We start from the raw sequence: 14,880 nt of genomic DNA, 5'->3' as shown, positions 1-14,880 counted from the left end.
GGGAACGCGCATCGATCAGGCGATCTCGGCGACTACCGCCGCCAACGCCTTGGCCGGATCCGCCGCCTGGCTGATCGGACGACCGATCACCAGGTAGTCGGAACCCGCGTCCAGTGCCTGGCGCGGGGTCAGGATGCGGCGCTGGTCGTCCTGGGCACTGCCCGCAGGGCGAATCCCCGGGGTCACCAATTGCAACGACGGATGGGCAGTTTTCAAGGCCTGGGCTTCCAGCGCCGAGCACACCAGGCCATCAAGGCCGGCTTTCTGCGCCAGGGCGGCCAGGCGCAGCACCTGCTCCTGAGGCTCGATATCCAGGCCAATGCCCGCCAGGTCCTCGCGCTCCATGCTGGTCAGCACGGTCACGCCGATCAGCAACGGCTTGGGACCGCTGCGCTGTTCCAGCACTTCGCGGCAGGCGGTCATCATGCGCAGGCCGCCGGAGCAGTGTACGTTGACCATCCACACGCCCATCTCGGCCGCAGCCTTGACCGCCATGGCGGTGGTGTTGGGGATGTCGTGGAATTTCAGGTCGAGGAACACCTCGAAGCCTTTGTCACGCAGGGTGCCGACGATTTCCGCGGCGCAGCTGGTGAACAGTTCCTTGCCGACCTTGACCCGGCAAAGCCTGGGGTCCAACTGGTCAGCCAGCTTCAGTGCGGCGTCACGGGTGGGGTAATCCAGGGCGACGATGATAGGAGTCTGGCAGACGGACATTGGAATGGGCTCTCAGGCAAGTCGAAATCGGCGCGGATTGTAGCGCAAGCAGCGCCGTTGCGGGATCCGATGATCGGTAAATACTGACCAACCGCCATCAGCCAGGCATTCCAGATGATTATTTCAAAGCTGATACATTCATGACATGCCCACAACACGCCCTGCCGCTAGCCTCGCCCGCACGACCCACCGACCAGCACTACCAGCCATGGGGCTGGGCGCCTATGCTGACCGTAACAACCAGGCAGATGATCGCACTATGCATACCCCTTCCGTCCCCGTGAACGACGAGCAAAAAGGCGCGGTGGTCGCCGATGACAAGCGCTGGAACACCCGTGCGCTGATCGTCGACGACGATGTGCCGATCCGCGAATTGCTGATCGACTACCTGGCACGCTTCAATATCCTCGCCACCGGCGTGACCGACGGCGCCGCGATGCGCCTGGCCATGCAAGCCGAAACCTATGATGTGGTGGTACTCGACCTGATGCTGCCGGGGGAAGACGGCCTGACCCTGTGCCGCTGGCTGCGCGCCGAATCGGATATCCCGATCCTGATGCTCACCGCCCGCTGCGAGCCCACCGACCGCATCATCGGCCTGGAACTGGGGGCCGACGACTATATGTCCAAGCCCTTCGAACCCCGTGAACTGGTAGCTCGCATCCAGACCATCCTGCGCCGCGTGCGCGATGACCGCACCGAACAGCGCGCGAATATCCGCTTCGACAACTGGCGCCTCAACAGCGTGTTGCGTCAATTGGTGGCCGACGATGGCCTGGTGGTGCCGCTGTCCAACGCGGAATTCCGCCTGTTGTGGGTGTTTATCGAACGCCCGCGCCGGGTGCTGAGCCGGGAGCAGCTGCTTGATGCCGCCCGTGGCCGCTCGATAGAGGCCTTTGATCGCAGTATCGACTTGCTGGTGTCACGCCTGCGGCAAAAACTCGGGGATGACCCCAAGGCACCGCAGTTGATCAAGACCGTGCGCGGCGAAGGCTACCTGTTCGACGCCCGGGATATTGGCTGATGCGCGCGCCCTTCAACACGCTGTTCGGTCGGCTGTTCGGCGTGTTACTGGTGGCGATTGTGCTGGCCCATGGGCTGGCGTTCTTCTGGTTTCACCACTACGGCCAACCGCCGCCGCCCCCTCCTGAGCGATTTATCGAGCAGCCGGACGGGACCCTGGCGCCGATGCGCGACAAGCACCCACGCCCCTGGTTTGGCGGCCCGGTGGTGCCCCTGACCTTTCAATTCGTCTCGTTGATTATCGCGGCCTGGTACGGTGCCAAACTGCTGAGCCGGCCGATACAGCGCCTGAGTGAAGCGGCGGAACGCTTGAGCCTGGACCTCGACAGCCCACCCCTCGATGAATCCGGCCCGAGGGAAGCACGGCAGGCCGCCTCGACCTTCAACCTGATGCAAAGGCGTATTCGCGAGCAGGTCAGCCAACGCGCGCGCATGCTCGGCGCCGTCTCCCATGACCTGCGCACCCCGCTGTCACGCCTCAAGCTGCGCCTGGAGCAGATCGAGGACACCCGGCTGCAGGGCCAGATGCGCCAGGACCTGAACGACATGATCGACATGCTCGACGCCACCCTGAGCTACCTGCACGAACAGCGCACCAGTGAAACCCGGCATTGGCTGGATGTGCAGGCGCTGGTGGAGTCCATGAGTGAAAACGCCCAGGACCAAGGCTCCGATGTGCAATGTGCGGGCAGCTGCCTGCCCTTGCAGGTGCAACCGATGGCCCTGCGCTCATGCCTCAACAACCTGATCGACAACGCCTTGCGTTATGCCGGCACCGCCCGCGTGGAGCTGGAGGACAGCCGCGAAGCGCTGGTCATCCGTGTGATCGACCACGGGCCGGGGATTGCGCCCGATAAGCGTGAGGCGGTGTTCGAGCCGTTCTATCGGCTGGAAGGCTCGCGTAACCGCAATTCCGGCGGCGTTGGCCTGGGCATGACCATTTCCAAGGAAGCCGCGGAGCGCCTGGGCGGCCGCCTGAGCCTGGAAGAGACCCCAGGCGGCGGCTTGACCGCCGTGATGTGGTTGCCCAGGGCTTAAAGGGGCTTGTCTTCACGCCGAACCTGGGCCTGGGTTGCGCTCCAATCCATCAGCAGGCTGTAGGCCACGGCCAGCAGGGTCGGGCCGATAAACAGGCCGATAAAGCCAAAGGCAATCAAGCCGCCGAAGACCCCGAGCAACACGATCACCAGCGGCAGGTTGCCGCCACGGCTGATCAGGTAGGGCTTGAGCACGTTGTCCACGCCGCTGATGATGAACGTCCCCCACACGCCAAGGAACACCGCATAGGTGTAGTCGCCTTTCCACGCCAGCCAGGCCGTGGCCGGGATCCATACCAGCGGCGGGCCCATCGGGATCAGGCTGAGCAGGAACGTCACGATCCCCAGCACCAACGCACCCGGCACGCCGGCGATCAGGAAGCCGATCAGTGCCAGCAGGGCCTGGGCGGCGGCAGTGCCGATCACACCGTTGACCACCCGCTGCACCGTACCGGCCACCAGTTCGATGTAGTAACCGGCACGGTCACCGATCAGTCGTTCCAGCAAGCGATGCACGAACATCGCCAGACGCGGCCCATCACGATAAAAAAAGAACACGAACACCAGGCTCAGGGTCAGTTCGAGGATGCCGCCGCCGATCTGCGCACTGCGCGCCAACAGCCAATTGCCCACCTGCCCCAGGTACGGCTTGAGGCTGACCATCAGCGCCGCGCCCTGCTCGTCGATGCTGTTCCACATGCCGACCAGGCGTTCCCCCACAAAGGGAATCGCCCCCAACCAGGCTGGCGCCTCGGGCAGCCCATCGACCTGAATATCCTTGATCAACGCCACGGCATCGCGCACATGGTCCGCGAGATTGAACCCCAGCCATACCAGCGGCACCGCCACCAGCAACATCCAGCCCAGGGTCAGGATGCCGGCGGCCAGGGATTCACGGCCACCCAGCGCGCGGGTCAGCAGCACCATCAGCGGCCAACTGGCAAACGCCAGCACCGCCCCCCAGAACAGCGCCGACCAGAACGGCGCGATCACCCAGAAGCTGGCACCAAACAGCACCAGCAGCAGGATTTGCACCAGCAGGCGATCGTTATTGAGCATGGGGTATCTCTAGAAAAGGCTGTAGGAAGAGAGCTTAGGCGAACGGCACGGGTCCGTTCGCCCTGTTGCGGTCAGCGTATCAGATGCAGGTGCAGGCCTTTGGTTTCAGTGCTGCCGGTTTCCAGGCGCGCGGCACGCACGCCTTTGTCGACCAAAGCCTGGCGCCAGGCTTCGGCTTTCGGGCCGGTCAGGCTGACGCGCAAGGTCGTATCGAGGTTCAAGCCCCGGGAAATCAGGGTCAGCCAGGTGTCGTCGGGGTCGCCGCCAAGCGCGGGGAAATCCAGCTCACCGGTGCTTTTGAGCTCGCGCAACAAGGTGGCCGAGGTGGGCAGCAGGTCGCCCAGCGGTGCGCCGGCATCCAACTGCTCCACATGCAGGTAGGCACGACGGTTGCCTCGGGTGATGCCGTAGATGGCCACCAGGGAGTTTTCCTGCGGGGCGGCGAGACGCAGCAGCAGGTATTCCTGCTGGCCGTCGGCACCTACCAGCTTGGCATTACCGAACACTTCGTTGGCCCACAGGCTGCTTTCACCGCAATCGCGGGCCTGGCACCAGAACAACAACTGCGCGCCGTTGGCCTGCAACGCTTCGCGCGTCGACGTGAACGCAGCACTGGAGGTGTGTTCGGCAGGCAGCTCGTAGGTAATCGCTGTGGCTTGCCCACGGGCGGTGGCCTGGCCCTCATAACGCAACTGGCCACTGATCTTGCGGATCGCCCCCATGGGGTAGATGCGTTCCTTTTCTTCAGCGGGACGGTAATCGACGATCTGTGCGTCGACCTGACGGGCCACGGCAGGCAGGTCCTGGCTTCCCGGCACATCGGCGGCGAACACCAAGGGGCTGAAACAGCACAGTCCGAGAGCACGTATACATCCTTTACGCAGGCTCATCGGATCGGTGAGCCCTGGCCATCGGAGGTCGCAGCAGTGTTGAGTTGGTTCATGGTTGACTCCCTTTCAATCCGCCCAGCCTCGGCAGTTGACCGCCCCAAGTCAAGGCGCGGAGAAGAACCGATTGAAACAGTCTGCAACAAGGACCGCACCAGGCTCATCATTCAGGTGTAAATGATGGCCACCCGGCAACGTGGTTACCGTAAAGGGTAGCTGGGAAAGCAATTCGGGATGTTTCGCCAACATGCCATCGGCGGCGACCACCAACTGCGTAGGGCAACCCACGCGGCGCACGAAAGCCATCGCCTGCTCATCGGTCAGGCGCATCGGCGATGCCAGGGTCAGGCGACTGTCCGAGCGCCAGGTATAACCGCCCGGCACCGGCATCAAACCGCGCTGGGCCAGCAGTTCTGCGGCTTCACGGCTCACGGCGACCAGACCTTTCATACGCGCCTCAACCGCCCGGTCGAGGGTGGTGTAGACCGGCTTGCGCTTATCCTGCAGATTCAATTGCGCCTGCAAGGCCATGCCCAGGCGCTCGGCGGCGTTCTCACCGCTGGCAGTGGGCGGGATCACGCCGTCAATCAAACCCAGGTGCGTCACCCGTTCCGGCAAGGCACCGGCCAGCACCAGGGACACGATGGCGCCGAGGGAGTGGCCGAGTAATGCAAAACGTTTCCAGCCCAGTTGCTCGGCAACGTGCAGCACGTCGTGGACGTAATCCCACAAGGCATAACCGGCACCTGTAGGACGATGCGCCGAATGCCCATGGCCGGCCATGTCCAGCGCCACGATACGCAAACCCGCAAGCTTCGGCGCCAGGCGTGCAAAGCTGTTGGCATTGTCCAGCCAGCCATGCAGGGCGATCACCGGCAAACCGTCCTCGGGGCCAAACAGATGGGCCGCCAACTCAATGTGCGGCAGGCTCAGGCGAACCTCTTCGACGGGTGTGCTCATGCGCAGCTGCGCTCCCGGGCTTCCCAGCGGGCGAACAGGGTCTTGATCAAGGTCGCGGTGTCCTGGGGGCGTTCGAGGGGAAACATATGGCCGCCGGGCATGGTGAGCATTTCGCCCATGGGCAGACGGTCGACGCCGCTGGCGTGGTGACGCATCACCACGCGGCTCTGGCGACCGCGCACCACCGCCAGCGGCACTTTCAATTGGCGCACCTGGCCGGGACTGGTGTGGGGCACGCCCCGGTAGATGCTGATTTCGGTGGCCGGGTCGAAACGCAGGCGCAGGCGATCACCCGCCTGGTACAGGCCGTGTTGCAGGTAGGCGTCGAAGCATTCCGGGTCAAAGCCTCGGAACAGGGTCTTGCCGGCGAAGTAGCTGCGCGCGGCGTCCAGGTCGCTGAATTCTTCACGACGGCCCAGGGTGCGCCCGGCCGGCGTGAGGCGGTCGATAAAACCGAAGCGCTTGGCGGCGCGGATCACCCAACGGTCGGCGCGGGTCAATACCGGCGAATCGAGCATCACCACCCCGCGATACAGCTGCGGGCAGCGCAAGGCCGCGTGCAAATGCAGCACGCCACCCAGGGAATGGCCCACGCCCCAGACGGGCTGCGGTTGCTGCTCCAGATGATGGATCAACTCGTCCACCAGGTTCTGCCAGTTATCGTCCACTGGAAACCTGGGGTCGTGACCGTGTTGCGGCAAGTGAGCCACCGCATACTCCGGGGCCAGGGCGGCAAACAGCTTGCCGTAGGTGGCCGAGGGGAAGCCATTGGCGTGGGCAAAAAACACGTGCTGCGACATAGCGGATCCATCTGCAAAAACCGAGATTGATTGTCACCAGGCCCAAGCCCCACAGCAATGACCGTAACTGCCAGGAATGATGACACTCACGCCACACCTATCGCGCCGGAGGGGTTTCGCCCAAAGGCACCACGGCCATGGTCAGCCGTGAGACACAGTTGCACTTGCCGTCATCGGTGGTCAGGCGAATGTCCCAGACCTGGGTGGTGCGGCCGATATGGATCGCCTTGGCCACCGCCGTCACCCGCCCGCTGCGCACACCGCGCAGGTGATTGGCGTTGACCTCCAGGCCCACGCAATAGAACTTGCTCGGGTCGATGCACAAATAGGCCGCCACGGAGCCGACGCTCTCGGCCAGAACCACCGACGCACCGCCATGCAGCAGGCCGTAGGGCTGGTGAGTGCGGTGGTCGACCACCATGCTGGCGGTGAGGGATTCCTCGTCGAAGCTTTCAAAACGGATGTCCAGCAGTTCACCGATGGTGTTTTTCTGGCCGGCATTGAGTTGCTCGATATTCGGTTGGGTGCGCCACAAGCTCATGGAATTGTCCTTATTAGTTTTATTACGGCCCTAATCCTGCCACACAACTGCCTCGCTGCGCTCGCTCCAACGAAAAGCGACGGACATAAGACCCGATCCTCTGTGGCCTGGCGGTAGCCTACGGATTCTTCACGCTGACCAGGCTCATCAACCCCGCCAGCGGGAAGTCGCCCTCAAGCTCTGCCAGGCTGGCGGTGGACATCGGCTGCGGCTGGCGCTGATGGCCATGCTGCAGAAAACTGATCAAGCTGCCGACCAGGGGCTGATGACTGACCAGCAGCACGTTGTCATCACTGTCGAGCTTGCTCAGGACCTCCAGCGGATTGCCCTCCGGCGTGAGCCAAGGCACCGTGCGGATGTCCGGCGCAAAACCCAACGCGTCCCGCACCAGCTGTGCCGTCTGCTGCGCACGCACGTACGGGCTGGCAATGATCGCGCTGAGCGGCTGGCCGATCAGGTGCGCCGCACTGCGCAACACCTCGGCGCGGCCATGTTCGGTGAGGTTGCGCTCGGCATCCGTGCGGGCATGCGCCTCGGCCTCACCGTGACGCAAGACCCACACCTTCATAGCTTCGGCTCCTCATCCCGCACCGGGTGCGGCGCCGGCGGCACGCTGTGGGCGGCTTCGCCCTCGGGAGCGCGCGGGGTTGGCCAGTCGGCGAACGGCCAGGGCTTCTGCTCGGTGTGGAAGCTGCCAAAGCTGCCGATCTGGGCAAGAAACTGGCTGAGGCTGTCGCCGAAGTTCATCAGGCCCAGGTTCGGCGCGCTGTAGACCAGGCGGTAGATCAACTGCACCACCACCAATGCGCCGAGCAGGAACTGCGCCACCTGCCACACCAGGGCAAACACCAGCATCCACAGGATGCGCAGGACAATGGACTCGTACTTGGGGGCTGCTTTTGGATCGTTCATGGCGCGTTCCTCAGTTGAAACCACTGGTGGAAATAAAGTCGACGTCGGTTTTGGGCTCGGCCCGCATCAGCAACTCGATGACCTGGTTCAAGGTGCGCCCTTCAAACAGGATCGCGTGCAGCCCGGCGACCAGCGGCATGTACACACCGACTTCCTGGGCCTTGGCCTTGAGCACTTTGAGGGTGTTGACCCCTTCGGCCACTTCACCCAGGCGCGTCACCGCGTCTTCCAGGCTCAGGCCCTGGCCCAGGGCGAAACCCACCTGGTAGTTGCGGCTTTTCGGCGACGAGCAGGTGACGATCAAGTCGCCCACGCCGGCCAGGCCCAGGAAGGTCATGGGGTTGGCGCCCTGGTTCACCGCGAAGCGGGTCATTTCCGCCAGGGCACGGGTAATCAGCATGCTCTTGGTGTTTTCGCCCATGCCCAGCGCCACCGCCATGCCGGCGATGATCGCGTAGACGTTTTTCAGCGCCCCGCCCAGTTCCACGCCAAAGCGGTCGCCACTGGCGTACACGCGGAAGGTCCGGCCATGCAGCACCGCCTGGACGCGCTCGCACAACGCCTCATCCTCGCTGGCGATCACCGTGGCGGTCAGCGCGTGCTCGGCGACTTCCCGCGCCAGGTTCGGCCCGGACAGCACGCCAATGCGCGCCTGGGGGGCGATCTCGGCGAGGATTTCGCTCATCAACTTGAAGGTCTGCGCCTCGATGCCCTTGGTCAGGCTGACCAGCAGCTTGCCCGCCAGGCGCTCGGCATGGGGCGCCAGCACCGCGCGCAAGGCGCTGGAAGGCAGCGCAACAAAGCACAGGTCGCAGTCCGCCAGGGTGGCCAACAGGTCGGTGACCGGCTCGACCGCCGGATGAATCTTGATGCCTTTAAGGTAACGCGGGTTTTCGCGGTGTACGCGAATGGCCTCGGCCTGCTCGGGATCGCGCATCCACTGGCGCACCGCATGACCGTTCTCGGCCAGCAGGTTAGCCACGGCGGTACCAAAACTTCCGCCTCCCAGGACCGCAATAGGGCGCTGTTCAGTCATATGCAATCCGTTAATCCATACCAGTGGCGATGGCGGCATTATACGGGGCGACCCGCTTGCGGCCAGCCCCCGTATCAAATCGTGGGCCTGTCGGGAAATGCCACGCCTGTGGGACGGAATTGCAAGGGCGGCGACTGGCAAATAGCCTCGCCTCGGTTAACATGGACGGCTATCCGTCACTATCAAGGCCATGTCGTGTATTTGGGCCCTCCTTCCCGTTCATCTCTACTGCTTATGCTGTTGTGCAGTGCACCTGCGCTGGCTGACGACCTGTTCCTCGACAGCCAGCCGCTGCCGCAGGTCTTGACCGCCACGCGCCTCAAGCAATCGGCCGCCGCCGTGCCGGGCAGCATGACCGTGATCGACAGCGAGTTGATCAAGGCCAGCGGCGCAAGGGATATCAGCGAGCTGCTGCGCCTGGTGCCGGGGATGATGGTCGGCTACACCACCGGCAACCAGGCGGCGGTGAACTACCACGGCACCAGCGCCAGCGATGCGCGACGCATGCAGGTGTTGATCGACGGGCGTTCGGTGTACCGCGCCGGCCTGGCCACGGTGGACTGGAGCGACATTCCGGTGGCGATGGAAGACATCGAGCGCATCGAGGTCTTCCGCGGCCCCAACACCGTCAGCTACGGGGCGAATGCCTTGATGGCGGTGGTCAATATCCTCACGCGCTCACCGGCCAACAGCCATGGCTCACGGGTGAAGGTGATTCGCGGTGAGCGCGGTATCAATGACTTTTATGCCAGCCAGGGCGTGGGCTGGGAAACCGGCGATCTGCGCCTGTCGCTGTCCGGGCAACAGGACGATGGCTTTGACAGCGATGCCGTTGGCGCCGACCGCCGAGACGGCCGTCGCCTCAACCGCTTCAGCCTGGCAGTGAGCCAGACCTTGAACGCGCAACAGAGTATCGACTGGCAACTGAATGCCAAGGAAGGCACCAACCAGCGCCCTTACACCTACACCCCCGTATTCGCCGGGATTACCGAGGGCGGCGACAATTCCGATGTCACGGCCAAGGACTACGCCGGTTCCCTGCGCTGGAACTTTGATTTCAACCCAGAACACAGCCTGTATATCCAAGGCTCGGCCCAGCAGTGGGACCGCCGGCAAATCTGGAAGGCCTGTGACGCCAAGGTCTCGTTCAGCCCCGAGCTGACCCAGTTGTGGCAGCTCAACCCCAACTATGCCGAACGGCTGGCCCGGCATATGGACACCTACAGCCAGGGCACCGCACCACCGGGCAGCGCCGCCGAACAAGCCTTGGCCAACCAGGTACTGGACCAGTGGCGCAACGGCGCCAACCAGAGCGTATGCGGCGACATCGACCAGAGCACCCGCGAAAGCCGCTACGATGTGGAAATCCAGGACACCCTCAGCCTGTCCGACAGCCTGCGCCTGGTCAGCGGCATGAATTACCGCTACGACCGCGCCGACTCCGATACCTACTTCAACGGCACCCTGGACGACACCACCTGGCGCCTGTTCGGCCAGTTGGAATGGCGCGCCAGTGAACATTGGCTGCTGCAAGGCGGCGCCATGTTCGAAGACACGCACCTGAGCGGCCATTCGCTGACGCCAAGGGTGGCGGTCAACTATTTGATCAACCCGCGCCACGGCTTGCGCGCGGTGTACTCGGAAGCCATCCGTTCGCCGGACATGTTCGAGAACAATGTCAACTGGAGCTACCGCGTCACCAACCTCAGCTCACCGACCTATGGGCAGAGTTCCGGACAGTACTTCGTGAAGACGCGGGGCCCGGGCAACCTCGACAAAGAACTGATGCGCTCGCGGGAACTGGGCTACAACGGCTTCTTTGCCGACATCGGGCTGAACATGGACGTGAAGGTGTTCTACGACGAAATCACCGACATGATCAGCTCGCCGCTGCGCAATAACCAGTACATTGCCAGCAACGCCAACAGCTCACGCTTCACCGGCGCCGAGTCCCAGTTCGACTGGCGCGTGAGCAACGCCGACCGCCTGCGGCTGACTTACGCGTATGTCGACGCCACCACCAGCAACCCACTGGACAAAGCGCAGACCGCGCGTAACAGTGGCTCGGCCGGCTGGTTGCGCGAATGGGGCCAAGGTTGGTCCAGCGCGCTGTTCTACTATGGCGACGACGCACTCAACCAATATCGTTTCGAACGGGTCGACCTGCGGGTGGCCAAGCGCATTGCCCTGGGCAAAGCCAACGTGGAGCTGGCCGGCATGTTGCAACAACGCCTCGATAACCAGCCCACCACCTGGGCCGACAACACTTACGACCATCGTCACGTACTCTACTTCAGCGCGGAGCTGGAGTTCTGACATGGGCGACTCGTCACGGATGACCTTCTTCTTTATCTATAGGCTGCGGCAACTTGCCGGGCTGCTGGCCGGCCTGTTGCTGTGCGCACCGGCGTGGAGCGCCGAGATCCTGCTGACCGCCGCCGAAGACGGCGCCGGGGTGCAGGCCTTTACCCAGGCGCTGGCCCGGCAACGCCCCGAAGACCGCGTCACCTTCACGTCCCTTGCGGCCTTGCCGGCACCCAGCCACCTGCCCGCCGGCACGCGCCTGATCCTGCTCGACCTGCCCGGCCTCGACTGGCGCCTGCGGGATACTCAAGGGCCGCCGACGCTGGTGCTGCGTATCAGTCGGCTCCAAGCCCATCAGCGCCCGGAGGCCTCACGGCACGCGCGGGTCAGCCTGTTGTGGAGCGACCCGCCGCTGGAGCGGCAGCTGCGCCTGATCAGCAGCGTCCTGCCCCAGGCACGGCGCATCGGCGTGCTCTACGGCACCGACAGCGAATTCCTGCTGCCCGAATTGCGCCAGCATGCGGCGGCCCTGGAGCTGGAGATCGTGCCGCAGCGCTGGGACAACACTAACGACAGTCGTCCGCTGCAAACCCTGTTCAGGAACAGCGACGTGCTGCTCGGCCTCGATGACCCGCAGCTGTACAACCCGAAGACCGCTAAAAACCTGCTGCTGAGCAGCTACGCCCAGCAATTGCCGCTGTTCGGGCCCAATGCAGGGTTTGTGCGCGCCGGCAGCCTCGCCAGCACCTACAGCGACCAGGAAGATTGGCTGGCGGTACTCGATCGTTTGCTCGACCAGCCGCCGGCCGCTTGGCCACGCGCGCTGTACCCCGACCACTTCAAAGTCGTGGGCAACGCGCAGGTCGCACGCTCACTGGGCATCGAACAGGTGGACGAAGCCAGCGTCGCCGCCCGAATGGCCGAAGGAGAAAAACGCCCATGACCTTGCGTCGTCGTTGGGACATCAATACCCGCACCCAGCTCATAACCCTGGGCCCGGCGCTGTTGCTGACGTTGCTGTTGATCAGCTTCTTCACCTTCGTGCGTATCCAGGACCTGCGCCAGGAACTGGACCACACCGGCCAATTGATCGCCAACCAACTGGCACCCGCCACCGAATATGGGGTGATCTCGGGCAACAACGATGTGCTCGACAGCCTGCTGCGCGCCACGCTGGCCACGCCCCATGTGCGCTTCCTGGAGATTCAGGACAGCAGCGAAAATATCCTGGTGTACGTCGAGCAACCCGCGGAGAAACACGACCGCGCGCTGTCGGTCAAAGTGTTCCAGGCGCCGATCCGCCTGCAGCATATCCAGTTGGGCAACGACTTTTTCCAGGACAACCTTAACGAACCCAAGGCCCCCCGCGCGGACTATCTGGGCCGGGTGATCGTCGGCATGTCCAATGACGCCTTCAGCCAGCGCCAGCAGGAGATCCTGTTCAAGGCCGGTATCCTCGCGCTGTTCGCCCTGCTGTTTACGTTCCTGCTCGCCCGGCGCCTGGCGGCGAGCCTGTCGCAACCGATCAGCGCCATGGGCAATGCGGTCAAGGCCATCCAGCAGGGCGACTACAAGACGCCGCTGCCGATTGTGGATGACTCGGAGCTGGGCGACCTGTCGCGGCATATCAACAACCTCGCCGAAGGCCTCAACCAGGCCAGCCGCGAACAACAGCAGGCCATGGCCCAGTTGATCCAGACCCGCGAAGAGGCCGAACGGGCCAACAACGCCAAGTCAGACTTCCTAGCCATGATGAGCCACGAACTGCGCACGCCGATGAACGGTGTACTGGGCATGCTACAACTGCTGGAAACCACCGACATGACCGAGGAACAGACCGAATACGCGGCGCTGGCCTCCGAATCCACCGAGCATTTGCTCAAGGTGATCAACGACATTCTCGACTTCTCGCGCATCGAACGCGCGGCCCTGGAGCTGGAACATATCCCCTTCAACCTGGCCGACCTGATCAACAGTTGCGCCCAGGCCTTCCAGCACAGCGCCCAGCAGCGCGGGCTGGCGCTCAAGCTGCCGATCCCGCCCGGCATGGACGCACTGCGGGTACAGGGCGATCCGACGCGGATCCGCCAGATCCTGGTGAACCTGATCGGCAATGCCTTGAAGTTCACCGAATACGGCACCGTCAGCGTCGAGCCCCATTGGCAGGTGCTCGACCATGAGTTGGTGTGGTTCACCTGCACCGTGCGTGACAGCGGCATCGGGATTTCCGCCGAGCGCCTGGAATTGATGTTCGATGCGTTCCAGCAGGCCGACAGTTCCATTTCAAGACGTTACGGCGGTACCGGTCTCGGGCTGCCCATCGCCCGTACCCTGGCCGAACGCATGGGTGGCACGCTGCGCGCGCAGAGCGAAGAAGGCCGTGGCTCGGTGTTTACCCTGGAAATCCCGCTGGCCATCGACCCCCACAGCCAGCCGTCGATCGCCCTGGATGCCGAGGGCAAGCACAGCGCCGGCGAGGGTCGCAATGTGTTGCTGGTGGAGGACAATCCGGTCAACCGCGCCGTGGTCGAAGCCATGCTGCGCAGCCTGGGCTTTGAAGTCAGCCTGGCCACCGATGGCGCCGAGGCGATCCGCAGTGCCGAGAGCCTGATATTCACCGCGATCCTGATGGATTGTCGCCTGCCCTTGATCGACGGTTATGAAGCCACCCGGCAGATTCGCCAACTGCCCGGCTGCGCCGACCTGCCGATCATCGCCCTGACGGCCAACGCCTTGCAGGGCGACCGGGAAGCCTGCCTTGCGGCTGGAATGAACGATTACCTGGCCAAGCCGTTCAAACGCACGGATCTGCAGCAAATCCTGCAGCGCTGGGTGCAATAGCGGCGCGCCACTAGCCAACTCCGACTGGCGTGAAAGACGAAAGTGCGGCAGTCTTAGGCACCCGAACGGGCCCATAAACAGGCTCGGTTTAAAATTTCAGTGAACAAGTGTACATTCAGTACCTTGCCGCTGTGACTTTCACTACAACGCAATAGTCTATGTGTAGGCTGCCGACATGAGGCATGAACGCTTCATTCGGTTCGGGAAGATTTGCCCTACCCTGCCGCATGGGATTATTGAGGAGCTCGCATGACCAAACAAAACGCCTTTACTCGGGAAGACCTGCTGCGCTGCAGTCGCGGTGAGCTGTTCGGCCCAGGTAACGCGCAACTGCCCGCCCCGAACATGCTGATGGTGGATCGCATCACCCATATCAGCGAAGAGGGTGGCAAGTACGGCAAAGGTGAATTGGTCGCCGAGCTGGATATCACCCCGGACCTGTGGTTCTTCGCCTGTCACTTCGAAGGTGACCCTGTCATGCCTGGCTGCCTGGGCCTCGACGCCATGTGGCAACTGGTCGGCTTCTACCTGGGCTGGCAAGGCCTGCCAGGCCGTGGCCGCGCCCTGGGTTCGGGCGAAGTGAAGTTCTTCGGCCAGGTCCTGCCGACCGCCAAGAAAGTCACCTACAACATTCAAATCAAGCGCGTCCTCAAGGGCAAGCTGAACCTGGCCATCGCCGACGGTTCGGTGACTGTCGACGGTCGCGAGATCTATACTGCCGAAGGCCTTCGGGTCGGCGTATTTACTTCCACTGACAACTTTTAAG

At 63.4% G+C, this 14,880-nt stretch carries 15 protein-coding genes; 6 read left to right on the top strand and 9 right to left on the bottom strand.

Features of this window, described 5'->3' with window-relative positions:
- Positions 1-15: 15 nt before the first annotated feature.
- Positions 16-714, bottom strand: coding sequence for an orotidine-5'-phosphate decarboxylase (gene pyrF / locus BFQ01_RS05545; RefSeq protein ID WP_065924510.1), 699 nt, complete (start codon positions 712-714; stop codon positions 16-18).
- Between the two features lie 259 nt (positions 715-973).
- Here pyrF and BFQ01_RS05540 point away from each other — a divergent pair, with 259 nt between their 5' ends.
- Together BFQ01_RS05540 and BFQ01_RS05535 are read left to right on the top strand one after the other, a co-directional pair.
- A complete protein-coding gene (locus tag BFQ01_RS05540) occupies positions 974-1,738 on the top strand; it encodes a response regulator (RefSeq protein WP_065924552.1) in 765 nt (254 codons plus the stop codon).
- Positions 1,738-2,775: a sensor histidine kinase gene (locus tag BFQ01_RS05535; RefSeq protein ID WP_065924509.1), complete on the top strand. Its 1,038-nt coding sequence runs from the start codon at positions 1,738-1,740 to the stop codon at positions 2,773-2,775. Before BFQ01_RS05540 ends, BFQ01_RS05535 begins: the two co-directional genes overlap by 1 nt.
- Here the strand turns inward: BFQ01_RS05535 and BFQ01_RS05530 are convergent.
- From BFQ01_RS05530 to BFQ01_RS05495, 8 genes are all read right to left on the bottom strand, one after another.
- Positions 2,772-3,833 (bottom strand): AI-2E family transporter, encoded by a 1,062-nt coding sequence (locus BFQ01_RS05530; protein ID WP_065924508.1) that lies wholly within the window; start codon positions 3,831-3,833, stop codon positions 2,772-2,774. The genes BFQ01_RS05535 and BFQ01_RS05530 overlap by 4 nt on opposite strands.
- A gap of 71 nt (positions 3,834-3,904) precedes the next feature.
- Positions 3,905-4,723 carry a DUF4892 domain-containing protein gene (locus BFQ01_RS05525; protein ID WP_065924507.1) on the bottom strand — a complete coding sequence of 273 codons (819 nt, stop codon included), beginning with the start codon at positions 4,721-4,723 and terminating at the stop codon, positions 3,905-3,907.
- 102 nt (positions 4,724-4,825) lie between these two features.
- Positions 4,826-5,680: an alpha/beta hydrolase gene (locus BFQ01_RS05520; RefSeq protein WP_065924506.1), complete on the bottom strand. Its 855-nt coding sequence runs from the start codon at positions 5,678-5,680 to the stop codon at positions 4,826-4,828.
- On the bottom strand, positions 5,677-6,480 hold the full coding sequence (locus tag BFQ01_RS05515) for an alpha/beta fold hydrolase (RefSeq protein WP_027607078.1): 804 nt from the start codon (positions 6,478-6,480) through the stop codon (positions 5,677-5,679). Before BFQ01_RS05515 ends, BFQ01_RS05520 begins: the two co-directional genes overlap by 4 nt.
- 97 nt (positions 6,481-6,577) lie before the next feature.
- A complete protein-coding gene (locus BFQ01_RS05510) occupies positions 6,578-7,021 on the bottom strand; it encodes a hotdog fold thioesterase (protein WP_065924505.1) in 444 nt (147 codons plus the stop codon).
- 118 nt (positions 7,022-7,139) lie between these two features.
- Complete coding sequence (gene sixA, locus BFQ01_RS05505) at positions 7,140-7,589, bottom strand: phosphohistidine phosphatase SixA (RefSeq protein WP_065924504.1); 450 nt, start codon at positions 7,587-7,589, stop codon at positions 7,140-7,142.
- Positions 7,586-7,933 (bottom strand): DUF4389 domain-containing protein, encoded by a 348-nt coding sequence (locus BFQ01_RS05500; protein WP_065924503.1) that lies wholly within the window; start codon positions 7,931-7,933, stop codon positions 7,586-7,588. The genes sixA and BFQ01_RS05500 overlap by 4 nt, the downstream gene beginning before the upstream one ends.
- 10 nt (positions 7,934-7,943) lie before the next feature.
- Positions 7,944-8,969, bottom strand: coding sequence for an NAD(P)H-dependent glycerol-3-phosphate dehydrogenase (locus BFQ01_RS05495; RefSeq protein ID WP_065924502.1), 1,026 nt, complete (start codon positions 8,967-8,969; stop codon positions 7,944-7,946).
- Between the two features lie 195 nt (positions 8,970-9,164).
- On the opposite strand from BFQ01_RS05495, the gene BFQ01_RS05490 reads away from it, so the two are divergent.
- From BFQ01_RS05490 to fabA, 4 genes are all read left to right on the top strand, one after another.
- A complete protein-coding gene (locus BFQ01_RS05490) occupies positions 9,165-11,285 on the top strand; it encodes a TonB-dependent receptor plug domain-containing protein (RefSeq protein WP_323146955.1) in 2,121 nt (706 codons plus the stop codon).
- Position 11,286: 1 nt separating this feature from the next.
- Complete coding sequence (locus BFQ01_RS05485) at positions 11,287-12,216, top strand: ABC transporter substrate-binding protein (RefSeq protein WP_065924500.1); 930 nt, start codon at positions 11,287-11,289, stop codon at positions 12,214-12,216.
- The gene (locus BFQ01_RS05480) at positions 12,213-14,114 is read left to right on the top strand and encodes an ATP-binding protein (protein ID WP_065924499.1); all 1,902 of its coding nucleotides are present in this window, start codon (positions 12,213-12,215) and stop codon (positions 14,112-14,114) included. The genes BFQ01_RS05485 and BFQ01_RS05480 overlap by 4 nt, the downstream gene beginning before the upstream one ends.
- 249 nt (positions 14,115-14,363) lie before the next feature.
- Positions 14,364-14,879 carry a 3-hydroxyacyl-[acyl-carrier-protein] dehydratase FabA gene (gene fabA / locus BFQ01_RS05475; RefSeq protein ID WP_003210552.1) on the top strand — a complete coding sequence of 172 codons (516 nt, stop codon included), beginning with the start codon at positions 14,364-14,366 and terminating at the stop codon, positions 14,877-14,879.
- The last annotated feature ends 1 nt before the right edge of the window (position 14,880 follow it).

The sequence above is a fragment of the Pseudomonas sp. 8 R 14 genome (genome assembly GCF_900005955.1).
GTDB lineage: Bacteria > Pseudomonadota > Gammaproteobacteria > Pseudomonadales > Pseudomonadaceae > Aquipseudomonas > Aquipseudomonas marginalis.
This window is presented reverse-complemented; position numbering and strand designations above follow the sequence as displayed.

Coding starts and splice junctions, on each gene's coding strand:
- pyrF (WP_065924510.1), bottom strand. CDS start 714: ATGTCCGTCTGCCAGACTCCTATCATCGTCGCCCTGGATTACCCCACC.
- BFQ01_RS05540 (WP_065924552.1), top strand. CDS start 974: ATGCATACCCCTTCCGTCCCCGTGAACGACGAGCAAAAAGGCGCGGTG.
- BFQ01_RS05535 (WP_065924509.1), top strand. CDS start 1,738: ATGCGCGCGCCCTTCAACACGCTGTTCGGTCGGCTGTTCGGCGTGTTA.
- BFQ01_RS05530 (WP_065924508.1), bottom strand. CDS start 3,833: ATGCTCAATAACGATCGCCTGCTGGTGCAAATCCTGCTGCTGGTGCTG.
- BFQ01_RS05525 (WP_065924507.1), bottom strand. CDS start 4,723: ATGAGCCTGCGTAAAGGATGTATACGTGCTCTCGGACTGTGCTGTTTC.
- BFQ01_RS05520 (WP_065924506.1), bottom strand. CDS start 5,680: ATGAGCACACCCGTCGAAGAGGTTCGCCTGAGCCTGCCGCACATTGAG.
- BFQ01_RS05515 (WP_027607078.1), bottom strand. CDS start 6,480: ATGTCGCAGCACGTGTTTTTTGCCCACGCCAATGGCTTCCCCTCGGCC.
- BFQ01_RS05510 (WP_065924505.1), bottom strand. CDS start 7,021: ATGAGCTTGTGGCGCACCCAACCGAATATCGAGCAACTCAATGCCGGC.
- sixA (WP_065924504.1), bottom strand. CDS start 7,589: ATGAAGGTGTGGGTCTTGCGTCACGGTGAGGCCGAGGCGCATGCCCGC.
- BFQ01_RS05500 (WP_065924503.1), bottom strand. CDS start 7,933: ATGAACGATCCAAAAGCAGCCCCCAAGTACGAGTCCATTGTCCTGCGC.
- BFQ01_RS05495 (WP_065924502.1), bottom strand. CDS start 8,969: ATGACTGAACAGCGCCCTATTGCGGTCCTGGGAGGCGGAAGTTTTGGT.
- BFQ01_RS05485 (WP_065924500.1), top strand. CDS start 11,287: ATGGGCGACTCGTCACGGATGACCTTCTTCTTTATCTATAGGCTGCGG.
- BFQ01_RS05480 (WP_065924499.1), top strand. CDS start 12,213: ATGACCTTGCGTCGTCGTTGGGACATCAATACCCGCACCCAGCTCATA.
- fabA (WP_003210552.1), top strand. CDS start 14,364: ATGACCAAACAAAACGCCTTTACTCGGGAAGACCTGCTGCGCTGCAGT.